The organism is uncultured Pluralibacter sp. (genome assembly GCF_913775985.1).
In the GTDB taxonomy this organism is placed as follows: domain Bacteria; phylum Pseudomonadota; class Gammaproteobacteria; order Enterobacterales; family Enterobacteriaceae; genus Pluralibacter.
Window position 1 is genome coordinate 219353 of record NZ_CAJYMB010000150.1, and the last position, 18718, is coordinate 238070.

Genomic DNA, 18718 nt, shown 5'->3' on the forward strand with positions numbered 1-18718 from the left:
CGATGATGCGTTTTTCAGCAACCAATAATAATGAGGTTTCTATGCTGCTGCGCCGCCTGCTGCAACTTTATCTGGGCCTGTGTCTGTACGGCATGTCGATTGGCATGTATATCCGCGCCGGTCTGGGTGCCGATCCCTGGGACGTATTTCATATCGGCGTCGCGGATCGCCTGTCCGCAAGCGTGGGGACGGTGCTGATTGTGACCGGTGCGCTGGTTCTGCTGCTGTGGATCCCGCTGCGGCAAAAGCCGGGGCTTGGCACCGTCAGTAACGTAATCGTGCTGGGGATCGCCGCGGATCTCACTCTTGCCGTGCTGCCGCCCGCCAGCGGGATCGTGCTGCAAACTCTGCTGCTGCTCACCGCCGTGGTGCTTAACGGAGTGGCAACCGCGATGTATATCGGGGCGGGATTTGGCCCCGGGCCGCGGGACGGGCTGATGACGGGTCTGCATGCCCGAACCGGCTGGTCTCTGCGGCTTATTCGCACCACCATTGAAATGACGGTTCTGGCCGTAGGGTTTCTGCTCGGCGGTCCGGTGGGAATTGGGACGCTGGTCTACGCGCTGGCTATTGGCCCGCTGATCCAGTTTTTCCTGCCGTGGTTTGTTCCCGGTAGAACGATGAAAAGCAAGGCAGGAGCCGCGAGGCTGGTGGAGTAGGCATGTATCCCGGAAGAGGATGGGGTTGATCTTTATCGCGCGGAGGATTACATTACTGCAATGTTATACAGTAACAATTGGAGCAAGCTATGAAGCCGGGTATTCATCCGGAATACCGTCCGGTAGTGTTTCACGACACCAGCGCGGATGTTTATTTCAAAGTCGGGTCGACCATTAAAACGGAACGCGTCATTGAGTTTGAAGGGGAAACCTATCCCTATGTGACTCTCGATGTCTCTTCCCAGTCTCATCCTTATTACACCGGGAAACAGAAAACCTTCGCTGCTGAAGGCAGCACCGCGCGGTTTAAAGCGCGCTTTGGTGGTTTCCTTAACGCGAAACGGAGCTAAATATGCAGGTTCTGAACTCACTCAAAACTGCCAAAACGCGCCATCCTGACTGCCAGATCGTCAGACGCAAAGGCCGCTTATACGTCATCTGTAAAACAAACCCCCGCTTTAAAGCCGTGCAGGGGCGTAAAAAAAGACGCTAACCGTTATTTACGTAACGTTTCCAGATGCGTTTTTTGCTTGCCGTCGCTATCAAAATTATCGGCGGCGAGCCACTTCCTCATTGCGCCATCCACCATCGGCCATTCGCCATCAATAATTGAAAACCAGTCAGTATCGCGATTGCGGCCTTTCACCACCACGGCCTGACGAAAGCGTCCTTCATACTGGAATCCCAGCCGCAGTGCTGCCTTGCGGGAAGGTTCGTTTAAACTGTCACATTTCCACTCATAGCGGCGATAGCCCAGCGTATCGAAAGCGTAGCGCATCAGCAGCCAGTGGGCTTCTGTAGACAGCGGCGTACGACTCATGAGTGGTGAAAAATTCACATAACCGACTTCAACCACGCCATTTGCGGGATCGATACGCATCAGAGACAGCGAGCCTACTGGCTTCTGCGTCTGCTTATTGATCACCGCAAAATGGATCGGGTCCTGCAGCGTGATAACGCTTTCGACCCAGCTGCGATAGGTTTCAGGGGAAGTGTCCGCTTCCCGTGGCAGCCAGGTCCAGCTGCGGCCATCTTCGGCAAGCCGGTAGGCCTCATACAGCGCCTGGGCGTGCTCAACTCGCAGCGGCTCCAGGCGGCAGCGTTCACCCTCAAGGGTCACGCGCTCGGGATGCGGACGCGGGTGCCAGCCGGGTAGGAGGTCGCCAACGGGTTGTCCGAACTGATTTGTCTCACTCATCTCTTTCTCTCTCCTGCTGGGTAATGTTGTAAGCGTAGTCATTGCATGGTTCTATAAACAGAGCCAGCTGGCGTTATTTTTGTGGTACCACTGAGGAAGTGATGAATATTGATAATGAGGCGCTCTGCGATGAGCTCCACCGCGGGATTGCCGCCAGGGAAGGTGAAACGCTGCAGCGCGTGGTTTACCGGGTGCTGCGCGAATTGATACTGGCCGGGAAACTGCCTGCGCAAAGCCGACTTCCCGGCTCCCGTGAGCTGGCCAGCCGGCTGGCCCTGTCGCGCAATACGCTTAATGCGGCGCTGGAGCAGCTGGCGACCGAAGGTTATCTGCTGCGTAACCGACGCGGCAACCAGGTGGCGCTGTTGCCCGCCCCGGTGGATATGCATGCTGAAAACGTGCCGGAAATAGTGCTACCGGCCTCGCTGGGGGCGCTGCCGCCGGCTACCCGCCGTGAATCGCCGGCAATGATATTCACGCCGGGTATGCCCGCGGTGAACTACTTTCCGCTGCCGCTGTGGCGGCGGCTGCTGGACCGTACCATGAAAGAGGAGGGCTGCCTGCTGCTCGGCTACGGCGATTCGGCGGGAGAGTGGCCGCTGCGGGCGGCGATTGCCCGGCACTTAACGCTGTCTCGCGGAATACACTGCGCTGCAGAACAGGTGATTATCACCGAAGGCGCGCTGGAGGGCCTCCAGCTCTGCACCCAGCTCTTAAGCGAGCGCGGGCAGCTGGCCTGGGTTGAGGAGCCCGGCTATTTCGGCGCCCGCAGCGCGTTCGTGTCTGCCGGCTTGCACATCGAGGGTATCCCGGTCGATGACCAGGGAATGCGTCTGCCCGCGGAGCCGACAGTTCCTCCGGCGCTTATTTTCACCTCGCCTTCGCATCAATTTCCTCTTGGCAGCCTGATGAGCGCCAGCCGCCGGCTGGCGCTGCTTAAATTCGCCATAGAGCACAAGTGCTGGATTATTGAGGATGATTACGACAGCGAATTCCGCTACGGCAGCGAGCCGATACCGGCCATGCTGGGGATGCTGCCGCAGTCGCCGGTGGTGTATCTCGGCACGTTTAGCAAAACGCTTTTTCCGTCGCTGCGGCTGGGTTTTGTGGTTATGCCGCCGGCGCTGGCTCGCGCCGCGCAGCCGGCGATCCAGGCGCTGCTGCGCGGCGGACATCGGGCGGAGCAGCGGGCGCTGGCACGCTTTATTGAGGATGGCCACTACGCGCGCCACCTTGCGGCCATGCGCCGGCTATACCGTAACCGCCAGCAGCAGCTGGGCGACGCGCTGCGTCAGACTCTGACGCTGCCCTACAGCCTGAGCGGAGAGAAGGGCGGTATGCACCTGACCGTAGCCATAGACGCTATTGACGACGTGCGGATAGCCGACGAGGCCCGCAGGTTTCAGATGGCACCGGCGGCGCTGAGCCGCTTTTATCTGTCGCCGTCAGCGGGAAAAACCGGGCTGGTGCTGGGCTACGGCAATACCTCTTCGTCACAGTATATTCCGGCGCTGGCCCGGCTAAATGGTTTAATTACGCGCTTTCAGCGCGCGCGAGAGTGAAAATATCGTAAAAAGACAGCTCGCCTTTGGTGGCAATCATTTTGCGCAGCTGCTGCTTTTGCGGCGGCTCAACACGGGGCGATACGAGGATTTTTTCAATTAATTCGCCGGGCACGAAGCGGGTGTTGTACCACTCGCCGTTGTAGCAGACGCGAAAGTCGAGAACGTCGATGTCCTCGTAGCGGTAGCGGGGCGCGACATCGAAGAAGAAAAATCCGTTCAGCAGAATAAACAGCACCACCAGCAGCCAGACCGAATCAGCGAGGGTGTCAGAACGCGCCATCACGATATAGGTCGCCAGAAAACCCAGGTACATGGCCACGCAAAGCCAGGGATAGCGGCGCAGAAAGCTGATGCTGAACCGCGGGCGGTTATCGCGCTTTTCACGCTGGTTTAGCTCTTCAATAGTGTCGGTCAGCAGCCGGCGGATCTCCGTCATGTCACCCTCTGTTTGTATGGAATGCAGGAGCTGCTATTTTAAATTGCATGATATTAAAGAGAAAGTAACAGTCGGCTAACAGAAAAGCATAACAGTCAGGCAAGCATTTTAATGATCCGCGCCGGATTTCCGCCAACCACCGCATTTGCCGGAACGTTTTTCACCACCACCGAGCCGGAAGCAATCACCGCATTATCTCCAATGGTAACGCCGGGGTTAATTACCGCGCGGCCGCCGATCCAGACATTATTACCAATGGTCACGGGCTTGCCGAGCTCAAGGCCGCTATTGCGCTCCTGCGCGTCGAGAGGATGCGTTGCCGTATAGATATGCACGCCGGGCGCCAGCATGCAGCTGTCACCGATATGGATCGGGCAGACATCGAGCATCACGCAGTCAAAATTGGCGTAAAAATCTTTGCCCACAAAGATGTTATAGCCGTAGTCGCAGCGGAACGTAGTTTCGATATAGGCATCTTCAGCCTGCCCCAGAAGTTCGCTCAGCAGCGTCTGGCGCAGCGTGCTTTCTTCGGGAGAGGAGTGATTATACTGATGAAGAATTTGACGCGCCCGCAGGCGGTCGGACCGGAGGGTGACATCACCCGGACGATACAGCTCTCCGGCGATCATTTTTCGTTTTTCTTCGCTCATGGGTTGCTCCTTATTGGCAGGAGACCACTATAGCTTTTTTACATTAACCGGGGAACGTTCCCCGCCCGGCTGTGTGCTCAGTGTCGCAGAAAGTGTAGATACGCTTTTACAACAACTTATCACAGTGGGAGATGACTTAAGCAGAAGGCATTAACGTATAAATTTCCATACTGATGTGGGGATTTTATCGTAAAGCTTGTTCATGGTCAGTTCGGCAAGGCGATGATCGGCGGCAGAGTAAAAAACGGCTAGCTCACTGTCTGGCAGTTCATACTTATTCTTTTCAATAACGCGTTCCAGTGTATCAATACTCTGGCAGCGTCTGAGCCGCATCAAATAGTCTGTTTTAGTTAAGGGTTTTTCTGACATAACTTCACCATTCATTTTCATATTCTTCAACAAGAGAGGCTCACTGGATTAGCGCGGCTGGCGTTAACAAAGCAGCGAAAAAGCCGGTTTCCAGATTTATGCCATTTTTGTAAGTCGTCACTATTAATGCCGTAGCTGCTAAACAGCATAAAAGTGTCATCAAGATACTCATCAATCTGAGCAATTAATTTACTGTCTTCGTTATACTTAATTTTGTAATTAAGCGCGAAGGTCGCAATGTGTTCAATCAGTTCGTTAAGCTGAAGGTTGATAGCCGACGTGGGATCGTTCACCCAGCCAGCCCGGTTTTCTTCAAGGCTAACAAGACAGTCATGATACAGTGTTTCACAGAGAAATTTAAGCTGTGCGAGATCGTGTCTTTTTGGCGAATATTCGTCCATAACGCATCCCCTTATCATTAAGTAAAAAAACGGTGTGGGATGGATACTGCTGTCTGACCGGGAACAAATGCTTTAAAGCTCACGTTCTAACTATAATCTACTCCCAAAAAGATTTCATTGCGCTATTACGAAAAATTACAATTACCGTTCCGTATTAATACATACCTTTATAAATAACGCTGCGTCATTAACAAGAATGCGCCTGAATAAACTATGGCCTTTGCTGCGTAACCTTATCTTTCATTCACTTAAGTAAAGCACAGGGCGTGATGACGTAATGCCCCACAGAGCAAATACTTTAAAATTGAGAGCATTCTTAACACAGGCTAGAGCAATTAAGGTCATCGGCGTTAGGCAATATGTGCAAGTTTACGCTCAGAAAAAATACAATTTAACCTAAATCAAAAATTCCGTGAATTCTTTCAGATGAAAGAAAGGGCCACAGTCAAACTGCGGCCCTTTTTCTGTCAACCGGAAGGTTGATTAATGTTGCTCAGTCTTGTGGCTGTGCTCGAGGTCATCGCCTTTTTTGCTAAATCGGCGACGGACCACCACAAAGAACACCGGTACGAGGAATATCGCCAGCACCGTTGCCGTTGCCATACCGCCGACAACCCCGGTACCTACCGCGTTCTGCGCGCCGGAGCCAGCCCCGGTACTCAGCGCCAGCGGCAGCACCCCGAGGATGAACGCCAGCGAGGTCATCAGAATCGGGCGCAGACGCATGCGTACCGCATTCAGGGTCGCCTCCGTCAGGCCCTGACCCTCTTTCTCCATCAGGTCTTTGGCAAATTCAACGATAAGTATCGCGTTCTTTGCCGAGATCCCGATGGTCGTCAGCAGGCCTACCTGGAAGTACACGTCGTTGTTCATTCCACGGAAGGTGGCGGCCAGCAGTGCGCCGATAACGCCGAGCGGTACGACCAGCATAACCGAGAACGGAATGGACCAGCTTTCATAGAGAGCGGCCAGACACAGGAAGACCACAATCAGCGAAATAGCGTACAGCGACGGCGCCTGGTTACCAGAGAGGCGTTCCTGATAGGACATGCCGGTCCAGTCATAGCCAATCCCGCTCGGCAGCTTGCTGACCAGCTGTTCCATCATCGCCATGGCATCACCGGTACTTTTACCCGGTGCGGCTTCACCCAGAATTTCCATCGACGGGAGACCGTTGTAACGCTCCAGTCGCGGCGAGCCGTATTCCCAGTGCGCGCTTGAGAAGGCGGAGAAGGGTACCATCTGACCGTTGCTGCCGCGGACGTACCACTTGTTAATATCTTCCGGCAGCATGCGATATTTGGCTTCAGACATAACGTACACTTTTTTCACGCGACCGCGGTCGATGAAATCGTTGACGTAGTTACTGCCCCATGCGGCGCCCAGCGTTGTGTTGATATCGCTGATTGAAACACCCAGCGCCTGCGCTTTCTCCTGGTCAATCTCAACCTTGAACTGCGGCGTATCTTCCATCCCGTTAGGGCGCACGCCGACCATAACGTCAGAGTGCTTGGCAATTTCACCGAACAGCTGGTTACGGGCCTGTGTCAGTGCGTCATGCCCCAGGTTGCCCTGGTCAATCAGCTCAAAGTCGAAGCCGGTTGCCGTACCCAGCTCGATAATTGCCGGCAGGTTAAAGGCAAAGACCATCGCATCTTTGATACTGGCGAAATGTGCGCTGGCGCGCCCTGCGATCGCCGGAACCTTATTTTCGGAGCCGGGACGATCTTCCCAGTCCTTCATGGAGACGAAGGCCAGGCCGACGTTCTGACCGCGGCCGGAGAAGCCAAAGCCGTTAACCGTAAACACGGATTTAACGTTGTCTTTCTCTTTATCCAGATAGTAATGGCTGATTTCATCCAGTACTTTCTGCGTGCGCTCCTGCGTGGCACCGGCCGGGAGCTGGGCCATGGTGAGCAGCACGCCCTGGTCTTCATCAGGCAGGAACGAGCTCGGCAGGCGAACGAACAGATAGGCCATGCCGACAACGATCAGAATATACAGCAGCAGGTAGCGGCCGGTGCTGCGCAGAATATTGCCGACGCTGTTGGTGTAATGATCCGTGCTCTTGTCGAACATGCGGTTAAACCAGCCGAAGAAGCCTTTTTTGTCATCTCCGTGATCGCCTTTGGCGATAGGTTTCAACAGCGTGGCGCACAGCGCCGGCGTCAGGATCATTGCCACCAGCACCGACAGCACCATCGCTGAAACGATAGTAATCGAGAACTGGCGGTAAATGGCCCCGGTCGCGCCACCGAAGAATGCCATCGGCACAAATACCGCCGACAGGACGAGGGCGATACCCACCAGCGCGCCCTGGATCTGCGACATGGATTTACGGGTGGCCTCTTTGGGCGGAAGCCCCTCTTCGGCCATCACGCGCTCGACGTTCTCGACCACCACGATGGCGTCATCCACCAGCAGCCCGATGGCGAGCACCATCCCGAACATCGTCAGGGTGTTTATCGAGAAGCCGAAAATCCCAAGGACCATGAAGGTACCCATCAGCACCACCGGCACAGCGATCGTTGGGATCAGCGTGGCGCGGAAGTTTTGCAGGAACAGGTACATAACGATGAAGACCAGCACAATCCCTTCGATAAGGGTTTTCACCACTTCGAAAATAGAGATTTTAACGAATGGCGTGGTGTCGTACGGGTAAACCACTTTCAGGCCGTGCGGAAAGTACGGCTCCAGCTTATCAATAGTGGCCTGCACTGCTTTTGCGGTATCCAGCGCGTTAGCGCCGGTTGCCAGTTTGATCCCCAGACCCGCTGCCGGTTTGCCGTTATAGCGGGCAATAACGTCGTAGTTTTCGCCGCCCAGTTCAATCTTCGCTACATCGCGCAGCCGCACCTGAGAGCCGTCCTGGTTCACTTTCAGCAGGATTTTGCCGAACTCGTCGGTGTTGGTCAGTCGCGTTTGCGCGATGATGGAGGCGTTAAGCTGCTGGCCTTTCACCGGCGGCGTACCGCCGAGCTGGCCTGCGGCCACCTGGGCGTTCTGCGCTTTAATAGCGGCAATAACGTCTACCGGCGTCAGCTGATAGTTGTTCAGCTTGGTGGGATCCATCCAGATACGCATTGCGTACTGCGCACCGAACAGCTGGACGTCGCCTACGCCGTTGGTACGGCTGACCGGATCTTTAATGGTCGCCCCCACGTAGTCGGCAATATCGTCCTGAGTCATTGATCCGTCGGTGCTGATCATCCCGAGTACCATCAGGAAGGAGCTGGAGGATTTCTTGACACTAACGCCCTGCTGCTGAACTTCCTGCGGCAGCAGCGGCATTGCCAGCTGCAGTTTGTTCTGCACCTGAACCTGAGCGATATCGGCGTCGGTGCCGGAATCAAAGGTAACGGTGATCTGTACGGTACCGGTCGAGTCACTGGTCGAGGACATGTACAGCAGGTTATCGATGCCGTTCATGTTCTGTTCAATAACCTGCGTGACCGTATCCTGTACGGTTTTCGCATCGGCACCCGGATATACGGCGCTGATTTCAACCGAAGGTGGCGCGATAGTTGGATACTGAGCGACCGGCAGTTTGAGGATAGAAAGTCCCCCTGCCAGCATCAGCACCAGTGCAATCACCCAGGCAAATATGGGGCGATCGATAAAGAAATTCGACATGTCTTAACGTCTCCTGTTTAAGTTAAGACTGAGCTTTATCTGACTGAGCGGCTTGCTGTTTTTTGCCGTCAGAACTCACTTCTTGCGCCTTAACCTGCGCGCCCGGCTTCACTTTTTGCAGGCCGGTAATAATGACTTTATCGCCGGCTTTCAGACCCTCTGTTACCAGCCACTTGTCGCCAATAGCCTGTTCGGCGGTGATCTGTCGGGTTGCCACTTTGTTATCAGCATCAACAATCATCACCGATGCTTCGCCGCGCGGCGTGCGGGTAACGCCCTGTTGCGGAACCAGCAGGGCATCCGGATTCACGCCTTCTTCCAGTTTGGCACGAACGAACATGCCGGGAAGCAGCGTGTGGTCCGGGTTAGGGAAGATGGCGCGCAGGGTAATGGAGCCCGTGGTCTGATCTACCGTCACATCGGAAAACTCAAGGGTACCGCTCTGGGGATAGCTAATGCCGTCCTGGGTAATCAGGTCGACCTTCGCTTTACCGTCTTTCTGCTGCAGCTTGCCGCTTTCCAGCTCCTGCTTGAGGCGCAGGAAATCGTTGCTGGACTGGGTCACGTCAACGTAAATCGGATCGAGCTGCTGCACGGTCGCCAGCGCGTTGGCCTGGCCGTTTTGCACCAGCGCACCTTCCGTCACGGCAGATTTACCGATGCGGCCGCTGATAGGCGACGTCACTTTGGTGTAGGCGAGATTAATGCGCGCGGTCTCAACGGCGGCTTTTGCGGCCAGCACGGTCGCATTGGCCTGCTGGGCATCGGCCTGCGCGCTGTCGAATTCCTGCTTGCTGATGTACTGAGTGCCCACCAGTTTGCGGTAGCGATTCAGCGTCAGCTGCGCGATATTTGCCGCGGCTTCAGCTTTTGCCAGATCGCCTTTAGCGCTGCTGTAGGCTGCCTGGTATGTAGCCGGATCGATTTGATACAGGGACACGCCGGCGGTCACATCACTACCTTCCGTGAAGTTTCGCTTCAGGATAATGCCGCTAACCTGAGGACGAACTTCTGCAACGCGAAATGCGTTGGTGCGCCCCGGCAAGTCGGTGGTAATTTGAAGAGGTTCAGTTTTGAGCGTTACGACACCCACTTCTGGCACCTGCGCTGTTTGCTTAGTCTCTTTGTCGTCACATCCCGTAAGCGCCAGGCTGCCCGAGAGCATCACAACGATCGCCAGAGGCGTTAACCCTCTGTTTTTCTTCATATGTAAACCTCGAATGTCCGATTTCAAATGATGGATGGATCAAATGTCCATAAACCCAATGATGCTTTATATTTTGATCTTACTATGGTACATACATTCACAAATGTATGTAAATCTAACCTCTGTAAATTCACCGACCTATGGCACGAAAAACCAAACAACAAGCGATGGAAACGCGGCAACATATCTTAGATGTCGCATTGCGTCTTTTTTCCCGGCAGGGCGTATCATCGACCTCGCTGGCGGAGATTGCCAAAGCGGCAGGCGTGACCCGAGGTGCGATTTACTGGCATTTCAAAAATAAATCCGATCTTTTCAGCGAAATCTGGCAGCTTTCGGAAACAAGCATCACCGATATGGAAATAGAGTATCGGGCAAAACTCCCCGGCGATCCACTCGCAGTGCTAACCCATATATTAGTCTATATTCTTGAAGCTACCGTGTCCGAAGAGCGGCGGCGCCTGTTGATGGAAATTGTCTTTCATAAATGCGAGTTTGTCGGTGAAATGGCGGCAGTTCGCTTCCAGCAGCGGGATTTATGCATCGAAAGCTACGAGCGCATTGAGCAAATCCTTCACGAGTGCATTAACGCCGGCCAGCTTCCCGCCGACTTGCTAACCCGCCGCGCCGCCATTCTGATGCGCAGCTATATTTCCGGCATCGTCGAGAACTGGCTGTTTGCGCCAGACTCCTTTGAGCTGCAAAAAGAAGCTCCGCATTATGTCACTATTCTGCTGGAAATGTATAAATTTTGCCCTTCGCTACGCGCCGCGCCGGATGCGCTCAGCGCCTGACTTAATGAGGCGTCAATAAGCAGAATTTTCCTGCTGGCGGCAGCTATTCGGCGCCGGGGATAAGTGCTATTCTTCGCCGTATATCACTCCCGATAACAACCGGTTCTCAAACCCTTTACGCCCAATCCTATGCAACCGACGCTCTTCAGGCGGAAATCGTTTTCCGCATTTATGGCCGCTCTCTTTTGCTTTTTCATCACCATACCGCTAGTACACGCCCGTGAACAGGGTATATCAGACCTGCCGGACCGTGCGGATGTGCAAAAGCAGCTGACCGCGCTACAGAAAAAAAAGAACCTCACCCCGCAGGATAAGCTGGTTGAGCAGGATTTAACCGAGACACTGCAGATCCTCGATAAAATCGATCGCGTAAAGGATGAAACCGCCCAGCTCAAGCAGCAGATCGATCAGGCGCCGGCCAAAATGCGTCAGGCCACTGACGGTCTGGCCAGCCTGAGCGACGTTGACGACGATAGCGAAACCCGCGCGACCCTCAACCGACTTTCAGTACGCCAGCTTGAGGCGCGGGTCAGCGATGTCATCGAGCAGCTGCAGTCGGCGCAAAACGATCTCGCATCCTACAACAGTCAGCTGGTTTCGCTGCAGACGCAGCCGGAACGGGTGCAGAATGCCATGTATTCAGCATCGCAGCAGCTACAGCAGATCCGCACCCGCCTCAACGGCGCAACCGTGGGGGAGGGGGCGCTGCGCGAAACTCAGCAGGTGCAGCTGCAGGCCCAGCAGGTGCTGCTTAATGCCGAGCTTGAGCAACAGCGTAAAAGCCTGTCGGGCAATACCGTGTTGCAGGACACGCTGCAAAAACAGCGGGATTACCTGACCACCAACAGCACCCGCCTTGAGCACCAGCTGGAGCTGCTGCAGGAAGCGCTCAACAGCAAGCGCCTGACGCTGACGGAAAAGACCGCGAAAGAGGCGGTATCCCCGGATGAAACGGCCCGCATTCAGGCCAACCCGCTGGTTAAGCAGGAGCTGGATGCCAACCACCAGCTTAGCGAGCGCCTGATTGCCGCCACCCAGAGCGGCAACCAGCTGTTCCAGCAAAATATCCGCATCAAAACCTGGCTCGATCGGGCCCTGCAGTCTGAACGCAATATTAAAGAGCAGATCTCGATGCTCAAAGGCAGCCTGCTTCTCTCCCGCATCCTTTATCAGGAGCAGCAGCGTATCCCCTCGGCGGACGAGCTGGAGGATATGACCTCGCGCATTGCCGACCTGCGCCTTGAGCAGTTTGAAATCAACCAGCAGCGCGACGCCCTTTTTCAGACTTCGGACTACGTGACCAAACTGGAAACGGGTCATGAAAGCGAAGTGAACGACGATGTGACCGACGCGCTGGAGCAGGTGGTGGACATGCGCCGCGAGCTGCTCGACCAGATGAACAAGCAGCTGGGGAATCAGCTGATGATGGCCATTAACCTGCAAATCAATCAGCAGCAGCTGGTCAGCGTGTCGAAAAACCTGCGTGAGATCCTCACCCAGCAGATTTTCTGGGTTAACAGCAACAAGCCGATGGACTGGGAGTGGATCAAATCATTCCCGTCGGCGGTAAAAGATCAGTTCAGCCAGATGAAAATCACCGTCAACTGGGAGAAAGCCTGGCCCGCGGTGTTTATCGCTTTCCTCGCCGGGCTGCCGCTGCTGCTGCTTGCCTGGGGGATCCGCTGGCGGCTCGGATGGCTGAAAGCCTACCAGAAGCAGCTGGCATCGGAAGTGGGCCAGCTGCGCAACGACAGCCAGCTGCACACGCCGAAAGCGCTGCTGATTGACCTTATTCGCGCGCTGCCGGTGGTGCTGATTATTCTGGCGGTCGGACTTATTCTGCTCACCATGCAGCTCAATATCAGCGATCTGCTGTGGGCCTTCAGTAAAAAGCTGGCTATCTTTTGGCTGATATTTGGACTGTGCTGGAAAGTACTGGAAAAAGAAGGGGTCGCGGTACGCCACTTTAATATGCCCGAGCAGCTGACCAGCCACTGGCGCCGCCAGATAGTGCGCATCAGCCTGGCGCTGTTGCCGCTGCACTTCTGGTCGGTAGCCGCCGAGCTGTCGCCGCTGCACCTGATGGATGATGCCGTCGGGCAGTTCGTTATTTTCCTCAATCTGCTGGCCATCGCGATCCTTATCTGGCCGATGTGCCGCGACAGCTGGCGGGACAGAGAGTCCCACGGCCTGCGCCTGGCAACCATTACCGTGCTGGCGATGGTACCGATGGCGCTGATGGTGCTGACCGCCACGGGCTACTTCTACACCACCCTGCGCCTGGCGGGCCGCTGGATTGAAACCGTGTATCTGGTTATTTGCTGGAACCTGCTCTGGCACTCGGTGATGCGCGGGCTGAGCGTTGCCGCCCGGCGTATCGCCTACCGCCGGGCAATAGCCCGCCGGCAGAACCAGGTGAAAGAGGGCGCAGAAGGTGCCGAGCCGGTGGAAGAGCCAGCGATTGGGCTTGACGAGGTCAACCAGCAGACCCTGCGCATCACCATGCTGGTGATGTTCGCGCTGTTCGGTGTTATCTTCTGGGCCATCTGGTCGGACTTAATCTCGGTATTTGCCTATCTGGACAGCATTACGCTCTGGAGCTACAGCGTGACCGAGGCGGGCAGCAGCGTGCTGCGCGCGGTGACGCTCGGCAACCTGCTGTTCGCGCTGATTATGATGGCGGTGGCCTGGGCGCTGATCCGCAACTTGCCCGGCCTGCTTGAAGTGCTGGTGCTCTCGCGCCTCAACATGCGCCAGGGCGCGTCCTATGCCATTACCACGATCCTCAACTACGTGATTATTGCGGTTGGTGCCACCTCGGTGCTCGGTTCGCTGGGCGTCTCCTGGGACAAGCTCCAGTGGCTGGCCGCGGCGCTCTCGGTGGGCCTCGGTTTTGGCCTGCAGGAGATATTCGGTAACTTCGTTTCCGGCCTGATCATCCTCTTCGAGCGCCCGGTGCGTATTGGCGATACCATCACTATCGGCAGCTTTTCCGGCACCGTCAGCAAGATCCGCATTCGCGCGACGACGATCACTGACTTCGATCGTAAAGAGGTGATTATCCCTAACAAGGCGTTCGTCACCGAGCGGCTGATCAACTGGTCGCTGTCGGACACCGTGACTCGCCTGGTGATCACCCTCGGCGTGGCCTACGGATCCGATCTGGATAAGGTAAAAGCGGTGCTGCTGCAGGCGGCGAAAGAGCATCCGAAGGTAATGTTCGATCCGGCCCCTGCGGTGTTTTTCACCACCTTTGGCGCCAGTACGCTGGATCACGAGCTGCGCCTGTACGTGCGCGAGCTGCGCGATCGCAGCCACACTGTGGATGAGCTGAACCGCAGCATTGACCGGCTGTGCCGGGAAAACAATATTGATATCGCCTTTAATCAGCTTGAGGTGCACCTGCACAACGAGAAGGGCGACAACGTGACGGAAGTGAAACGCGAGCTTAAAGGCGACGATCCGGCCGCCGCGGTTTAGGATCAGGCTTCGCGCTCTCCCGCCGCGGGGGAGCGCGGATCGCTGTCCCCGGACTCGCGCAGTTTACGCACAAAGTCTTTTCTGACGATTTCCAGCGCGCCGAGCACTGTTTCCGGTGCAACGGCGTGCTCTTCCAGCAGCATAATCAAATCCACCGCCAGCTTGACCTCGTCCGGCGCGTTTTCCAGCGACATACACTCTCCTCGTTAGCGCGTCATCCGCGCCAGTCTGTTTTCAATTTTTGCCAGCGCCTCGCGGCAGCGGCTCAGGCGGGTGCCGCAGGCCTCCACTTCGCGGCTCAGCCGCTGCTGTTCGTCAAGGGTTGTGGCTTTCGCCAGCATCGCCCGGCGCGATTGGGCTATTTCCAGCAGGCGGCGCTCGTACTCCTGATGCTGGAGCCTGCGGCGCTGCCAGCGGGTAAGCGCCGGGGAACCGCTGTCCCAGCCGCGTAGCGACCAGGTTTTGCTCTCCCGGGCTATTGCCTCAAGCTGCGCGACCAGGCGCTCCGCCAGCCACTGTACCCGGGGAAGCTGCTCGCGCTCTACCGCGCGCCCCAGCGCCTGCAGATTGCCGCGCGCTTCTTCAACGCAGGCCTGCAGGTAGGGGCTGCGGGTGGTAAACAGCTGCCGATCAAAGCGCGCACCCAGAGTCGCTTGCTGCGCAACGGGCGCAACCTCCGTTTCCAGACGCGCGAGCTGCGCGGCAAGGGAGCCCAGCAGCAGGTCAGTTTTCATGCTTTTCTCCGGTGAAAGGGCGAATACCTGTGCTACATTTGCCGTTCAGCTTGCTCATTATTATGCCTATGCAACAGACTATTTTACTCATCATCGGATGGCTGGCGATAGCGCTGGGCACGCTGGGCGTGTTTCTGCCCCTGCTGCCCACCACGCCGTTTATTCTGCTGGCGGCCTGGTGCTTTTCACGTTCTTCGCCGCGCTTTCACCATTGGCTGCTTCACCGCTCGTGGTTCGGTCCCTATCTGCGCCACTGGCAGCAGCACAGGGCCATGCCGCCGGGGGCGAAATCGCGCGCTATCGCAGTGATTATAGTGACCTTTGCCGTCTCCCTGTGGTTAGTCAACATCACCTGGGTGCGTATCTTGCTGCTGGCGATGCTGATGTGCCTGCTGTTTTTCATGTGGCGCATACCGGTGGTTGACCCAGAGCAACAAAAACGGCAATGACTTTAATGGTTATTGCAATTGTCCCGCAGTGCCAGTACATTCTGGCGTTTTCGAGCACGGGTGCTGCTGGTTAAAGGTTGAGCTTATCTGACTTTAACCCTGCGTCAGCGCCCTGTGGGTAACACCGTTTTAATCAGGCATACACCTATGACCGCAACTGCACAGCAGCTTGAATTTCTCAAAAACAGCATTAAAAGCATCCAGGATTATCCGAAGCCTGGCATTCTTTTTCGCGATGTCACCAGTTTGCTGGAAGATCCTAAAGCCTACGCGCTCAGCATCGAACTGCTGACCGAGCGCTACAAAAATGCCGGCATCACGAAAGTGGTGGGCACCGAGGCGCGCGGCTTCCTGTTTGGTGCGCCGGTAGCGCTGGCGCTGGGCGTAGGGTTTGTTCCGGTACGCAAACCGGGAAAACTGCCCCGCGAAACCATCGCTGAAAGCTACGAGCTGGAGTACGGCACCGATCAGCTGGAAATTCACGTTGATGCCATTAAGCCGGGCGATAACGTGCTGGTGGTCGACGATCTGCTGGCGACCGGCGGCACCATTGAAGCCACCGTCAAGCTGATCCGCCGCCTGGGCGGCAACGTCACCGACGCGGCATTCATCATCAACCTGTTTGATATCGGCGGCGAGCAGCGTCTCGAAGCGCAGGGTATCAACTGCTACAGCCTGGTCTCCTTCCCGGGGCACTGATCCTGTTCAGCGTCTCTCGCAGCCTCGCCCGGCGGGTGAGGTTGTGTTAGCATTATCCCCCTGTATTCCACCTTCCAGCGTTTCAGAGCCAGCTCATGAGTTATCAGGTTTTAGCCCGAAAATGGCGCCCTCGAACCTTTGCTGACGTCGTCGGCCAGGAACATGTGCTGACCGCACTGGCAAACGGTTTAACCTCCGGGCGCATCCATCACGCGTATCTGTTTTCCGGCACCCGCGGGGTCGGCAAGACCTCTATCGCCCGCCTGCTGGCTAAATGCCTGAACTGCGAAACCGGCATCACCGCCACGCCGTGCGGCGTTTGCGATAACTGTCGGGAAATTGAGGAAGGCCGCTTTGTCGATCTGATTGAGATAGACGCCGCCTCGCGTACCAAAGTTGAAGATACCCGCGATCTGCTCGATAACGTGCAGTACGCGCCGGCGCGCGGACGCTTTAAGGTCTACCTGATCGATGAAGTGCACATGCTGTCGCGCCACAGCTTTAACGCGCTGCTGAAAACCCTTGAAGAGCCGCCGCCGCACGTGAAGTTCCTGCTGGCGACCACCGATCCGCAGAAGTTGCCGGTGACGATCCTCTCCCGCTGCCTGCAGTTTCACCTCAAGGCGCTGGACGTCGATCAGATCCGCCAGCAGCTTGAACATATTCTTGGCGAAGAGCACGTCCCCGCCGAGCCGCGGGCGCTGCAGCTGCTGGCCCGCGCTGCGGACGGCAGCCTGCGCGACGCGCTGAGCCTTACCGATCAGGCCATCGCCAGCGGCGACGGCCAGCTGACGGTAGAAAGCGTCAGCACCATGCTCGGCACGCTGGATGACGATCAGGCGCTGTCGCTGATTGAAGCTCTGGTCGCCGCCGACGGCGAACAGGTGATGCGCCAGATCCACGACGCTGCCGCGCGCGGCATCGAATGGGAGGCGCTGCTGGTTGAAATGCAGAGCCTGCTGCACCGCATCGCAATGGTACAGCTCTCGCCCTCGGCGCTGGGCAGCGATATGGCCATCGTCGAGCACCGCATGCGCGAGCTGGCCCGCACCGTGCCGCCGGCAGATATTCAGCTTTACTATCAGACCTTGCTCATCGGCCGCAAAGAGCTGCCCTACGCGCCCGACCGGCGGATGGGCGTGGAAATGACGCTGCTGCGGGCGCTGGCGTTTCATCCGCGCCAGCCGCTGCCGGAGCCCGAACCGCAATCCTTCGCCCCCGTTGCGCCCACCGCGGTGATGAGCCCAACCCAGGTGCAGCAGGCGCCGTCTTCGGCACCGGCGTACAATCCGGAATCCCTGCCGGATGCGACCAGCCAGGTGCTGGCCGCCCGCAGCCAGCTGCAGCGCACCCAGGGAGTACCCAAGCCAAAAAAGAGTGAACCGGCAGCCGCTTCCCGCGCGCGGCCGGTGAACAACGCTGCGCTCGAGCGTCTGGCGTCGGTCACGGAGCGCGTCCAGTCGCGCCCGGCCGCCGCCGCCCGGGAGCAGCCCGTAAAGAAAAAAGAGGCCTACCGCTGGAAATCCACCGCGCCGGTGGTCCAGACGAAAGAAGAAGTCGCCACGCCGAAGGCGCTGAAAAAGGCGCTGGAGCATGAAAAAACGCCCGAGCTGGCGCTGAAGCTGGCGGCAGAAGCTATCGAGCGCGATGCCTGGGCGGCGGAAGTTGCCACGCTCACGCTGCCCAAGCTGGTGGAGCAGGTAGCGCTCAATGCCTGGAAAGAGCAGGAGGGCAGCCGCATACAGCTGCATCTGCGTCCTTCCCAGCGCCACCTCAACAATACCGGCGCGCAGAAGGCGCTGGCCGAAGCCCTGAGTCAATTAAGCGGTTCGCCGGTTGAATTGACTATTATTGAAGATGATAATCCAGCAGTGCGCACGCCGCTGGAGTGGCGTCAGGCAATTTATGAAGAAAAGCTCGCGCAGGCGCGCGAGGCCATGATCGCGGATAGCAACATCCAGACCCTGCGCCGATTTTTCGACGCGGATTTGGATGAAGAGAGCATTCGCCCCATTTGATCGCCCCCTGGCGGTCGTTTATTTAACGATGACTTGATCTAAGAGAGAAGCCTATGTTTGGTGGAAAAGGCGGTCTGGGTAACCTGATGAAACAGGCCCAGCAGATGCAGGATAAGATGCAGAAGATGCAGGAAGAGATCGCGCAGCTGGAAGTCACCGGCGAGTCCGGTGCCGGTCTGGTTAAAGTGACCATCAACGGCGCGCACAACTGCCGCCGCGTGGAGATCGATCCGAGCCTGCTCGAAGACGACAAAGACATGCTTGAAGATCTGGTTGCCGCCGCGTTTAACGACGCCGCGCGCCGCATCGAAGAGACGCAGAAAGAGAAGATGGCCTCCGTGTCCTCCGGCATGCAGCTGCCGCCGGGCTTCAAAATGCCGTTCTGATCCCCGTACCGCCGGCGTTCTGCCGGCGGTATTTCATGGG

19 protein-coding genes and 1 other annotated feature are annotated in these 18718 nt (G+C 56.9%); of the genes, 10 read left to right on the top strand and 9 right to left on the bottom strand.

The genetic code is table 11. The annotated features are described in order from the left end of the window. Positions 1–44 precede the first annotated feature (44 nt). The 3 genes from QZ766_RS21455 to ykgO all read left to right on the top strand — a co-directional run bounded on the left by QZ766_RS21455 (position 45) and on the right by ykgO (position 1152). On the top strand, positions 45–659 hold the full coding sequence (locus QZ766_RS21455; RefSeq protein WP_297207256.1) for a hypothetical protein: 615 nt from the start codon (positions 45–47) through the stop codon (positions 657–659). A gap of 89 nt (positions 660–748) precedes the next feature. Continuing rightward, positions 749–1009 carry a type B 50S ribosomal protein L31 gene (locus QZ766_RS21460; RefSeq protein ID WP_297207049.1) on the top strand — a complete coding sequence of 87 codons (261 nt, stop codon included), beginning with the start codon at positions 749–751 and terminating at the stop codon, positions 1007–1009. Between the two features lie 2 nt (positions 1010–1011). Then, complete coding sequence (gene ykgO, locus QZ766_RS21465) at positions 1012–1152, top strand: type B 50S ribosomal protein L36 (RefSeq protein WP_297207051.1); 141 nt, start codon at positions 1012–1014, stop codon at positions 1150–1152. A gap of 3 nt (positions 1153–1155) precedes the next feature. Here ykgO and QZ766_RS21470 read toward each other — a convergent pair whose 3' ends face one another. Further along, complete coding sequence (locus tag QZ766_RS21470; protein WP_297207054.1) at positions 1156–1857, bottom strand: GNAT family protein; 702 nt, start codon at positions 1855–1857, stop codon at positions 1156–1158. Between the two features lie 101 nt (positions 1858–1958). Between QZ766_RS21470 and QZ766_RS21475 the strand changes: the two genes are divergently transcribed. Next, entirely contained in the window at positions 1959–3419 is a 1461-nt protein-coding gene (locus tag QZ766_RS21475) for a PLP-dependent aminotransferase family protein (RefSeq protein ID WP_297207056.1), read from the top strand. Here QZ766_RS21475 and QZ766_RS21480 read toward each other — a convergent pair. The 6 genes from QZ766_RS21480 to acrA all read right to left on the bottom strand — a co-directional run bounded on the left by QZ766_RS21480 (position 3391) and on the right by acrA (position 10118). Continuing rightward, the gene (locus tag QZ766_RS21480; RefSeq protein ID WP_297207059.1) at positions 3391–3858 is read right to left on the bottom strand and encodes a YlaC family protein; all 468 of its coding nucleotides are present in this window, start codon (positions 3856–3858) and stop codon (positions 3391–3393) included. The genes QZ766_RS21475 and QZ766_RS21480 overlap by 29 nt on opposite strands. Before the next feature lie 95 nt (positions 3859–3953). Continuing rightward, positions 3954–4508, bottom strand: a complete 555-nt coding sequence (gene maa / locus QZ766_RS21485) for a maltose O-acetyltransferase (RefSeq protein WP_297207062.1) — start codon at positions 4506–4508, stop codon at positions 3954–3956. A 150-nt stretch (positions 4509–4658) separates the two neighbouring features. Continuing rightward, positions 4659–4877, bottom strand: a complete 219-nt coding sequence (locus tag QZ766_RS21490) for an HHA domain-containing protein (protein ID WP_297207065.1) — start codon at positions 4875–4877, stop codon at positions 4659–4661. Between the two features lie 26 nt (positions 4878–4903). Next, complete coding sequence (gene tomB / locus QZ766_RS21495; RefSeq protein ID WP_297207067.1) at positions 4904–5278, bottom strand: Hha toxicity modulator TomB; 375 nt, start codon at positions 5276–5278, stop codon at positions 4904–4906. A 483-nt stretch (positions 5279–5761) separates the two neighbouring features. After that, on the bottom strand, positions 5762–8911 hold the full coding sequence (gene acrB, locus QZ766_RS21500) for a multidrug efflux RND transporter permease subunit AcrB (protein WP_297207070.1): 3150 nt from the start codon (positions 8909–8911) through the stop codon (positions 5762–5764). Positions 8912–8933: 22 nt separating this feature from the next. Beyond that, a complete protein-coding gene (acrA, locus tag QZ766_RS21505) occupies positions 8934–10118 on the bottom strand; it encodes a multidrug efflux RND transporter periplasmic adaptor subunit AcrA (RefSeq protein WP_297207073.1) in 1185 nt (394 codons plus the stop codon). Between the two features lie 140 nt (positions 10119–10258). Here acrA and acrR point away from each other — a divergent pair, with 140 nt between their 5' ends. Continuing rightward, positions 10259–10912: a multidrug efflux transporter transcriptional repressor AcrR gene (gene acrR / locus QZ766_RS21510; RefSeq protein WP_297207076.1), complete on the top strand. Its 654-nt coding sequence runs from the start codon at positions 10259–10261 to the stop codon at positions 10910–10912. Between the two features lie 129 nt (positions 10913–11041). Then, positions 11042–14392, top strand: a complete 3351-nt coding sequence (mscK, locus tag QZ766_RS21515; protein WP_297207079.1) for a mechanosensitive channel MscK — start codon at positions 11042–11044, stop codon at positions 14390–14392. 2 nt (positions 14393–14394) lie between these two features. Here mscK and rsmS read toward each other — a convergent pair whose 3' ends face one another. Beyond that, complete coding sequence (gene rsmS / locus QZ766_RS21520; protein ID WP_297207081.1) at positions 14395–14586, bottom strand: pleiotropic regulatory protein RsmS; 192 nt, start codon at positions 14584–14586, stop codon at positions 14395–14397. A gap of 12 nt (positions 14587–14598) precedes the next feature. Further along, positions 14599–15126 carry a primosomal replication protein N'' gene (gene priC, locus QZ766_RS21525; protein WP_297207083.1) on the bottom strand — a complete coding sequence of 176 codons (528 nt, stop codon included), beginning with the start codon at positions 15124–15126 and terminating at the stop codon, positions 14599–14601. Between the two features lie 68 nt (positions 15127–15194). Between priC and QZ766_RS21530 the strand changes: the two genes are divergently transcribed. The 4 genes from QZ766_RS21530 to QZ766_RS21545 all read left to right on the top strand — a co-directional run bounded on the left by QZ766_RS21530 (position 15195) and on the right by QZ766_RS21545 (position 18678). Continuing rightward, complete coding sequence (locus QZ766_RS21530) at positions 15195–15575, top strand: DUF454 family protein (RefSeq protein ID WP_297207085.1); 381 nt, start codon at positions 15195–15197, stop codon at positions 15573–15575. Between the two features lie 147 nt (positions 15576–15722). After that, complete coding sequence (gene apt / locus QZ766_RS21535) at positions 15723–16274, top strand: adenine phosphoribosyltransferase (protein WP_297207086.1); 552 nt, start codon at positions 15723–15725, stop codon at positions 16272–16274. A 95-nt stretch (positions 16275–16369) separates the two neighbouring features. Beyond that, positions 16370–18292, top strand: coding sequence for a DNA polymerase III subunit gamma/tau (dnaX, locus tag QZ766_RS21540; RefSeq protein ID WP_297207088.1), 1923 nt, complete (start codon positions 16370–16372; stop codon positions 18290–18292). Beyond that, positions 17625–17689, top strand: a sequence feature (DnaX frameshifting element). It overlaps the preceding gene by 65 nt. A 53-nt stretch (positions 18293–18345) precedes the next feature. Continuing rightward, positions 18346–18678 (top strand): YbaB/EbfC family nucleoid-associated protein, encoded by a 333-nt coding sequence (locus tag QZ766_RS21545; protein ID WP_004858807.1) that lies wholly within the window; start codon positions 18346–18348, stop codon positions 18676–18678. Positions 18679–18718 lie beyond the last annotated feature (40 nt).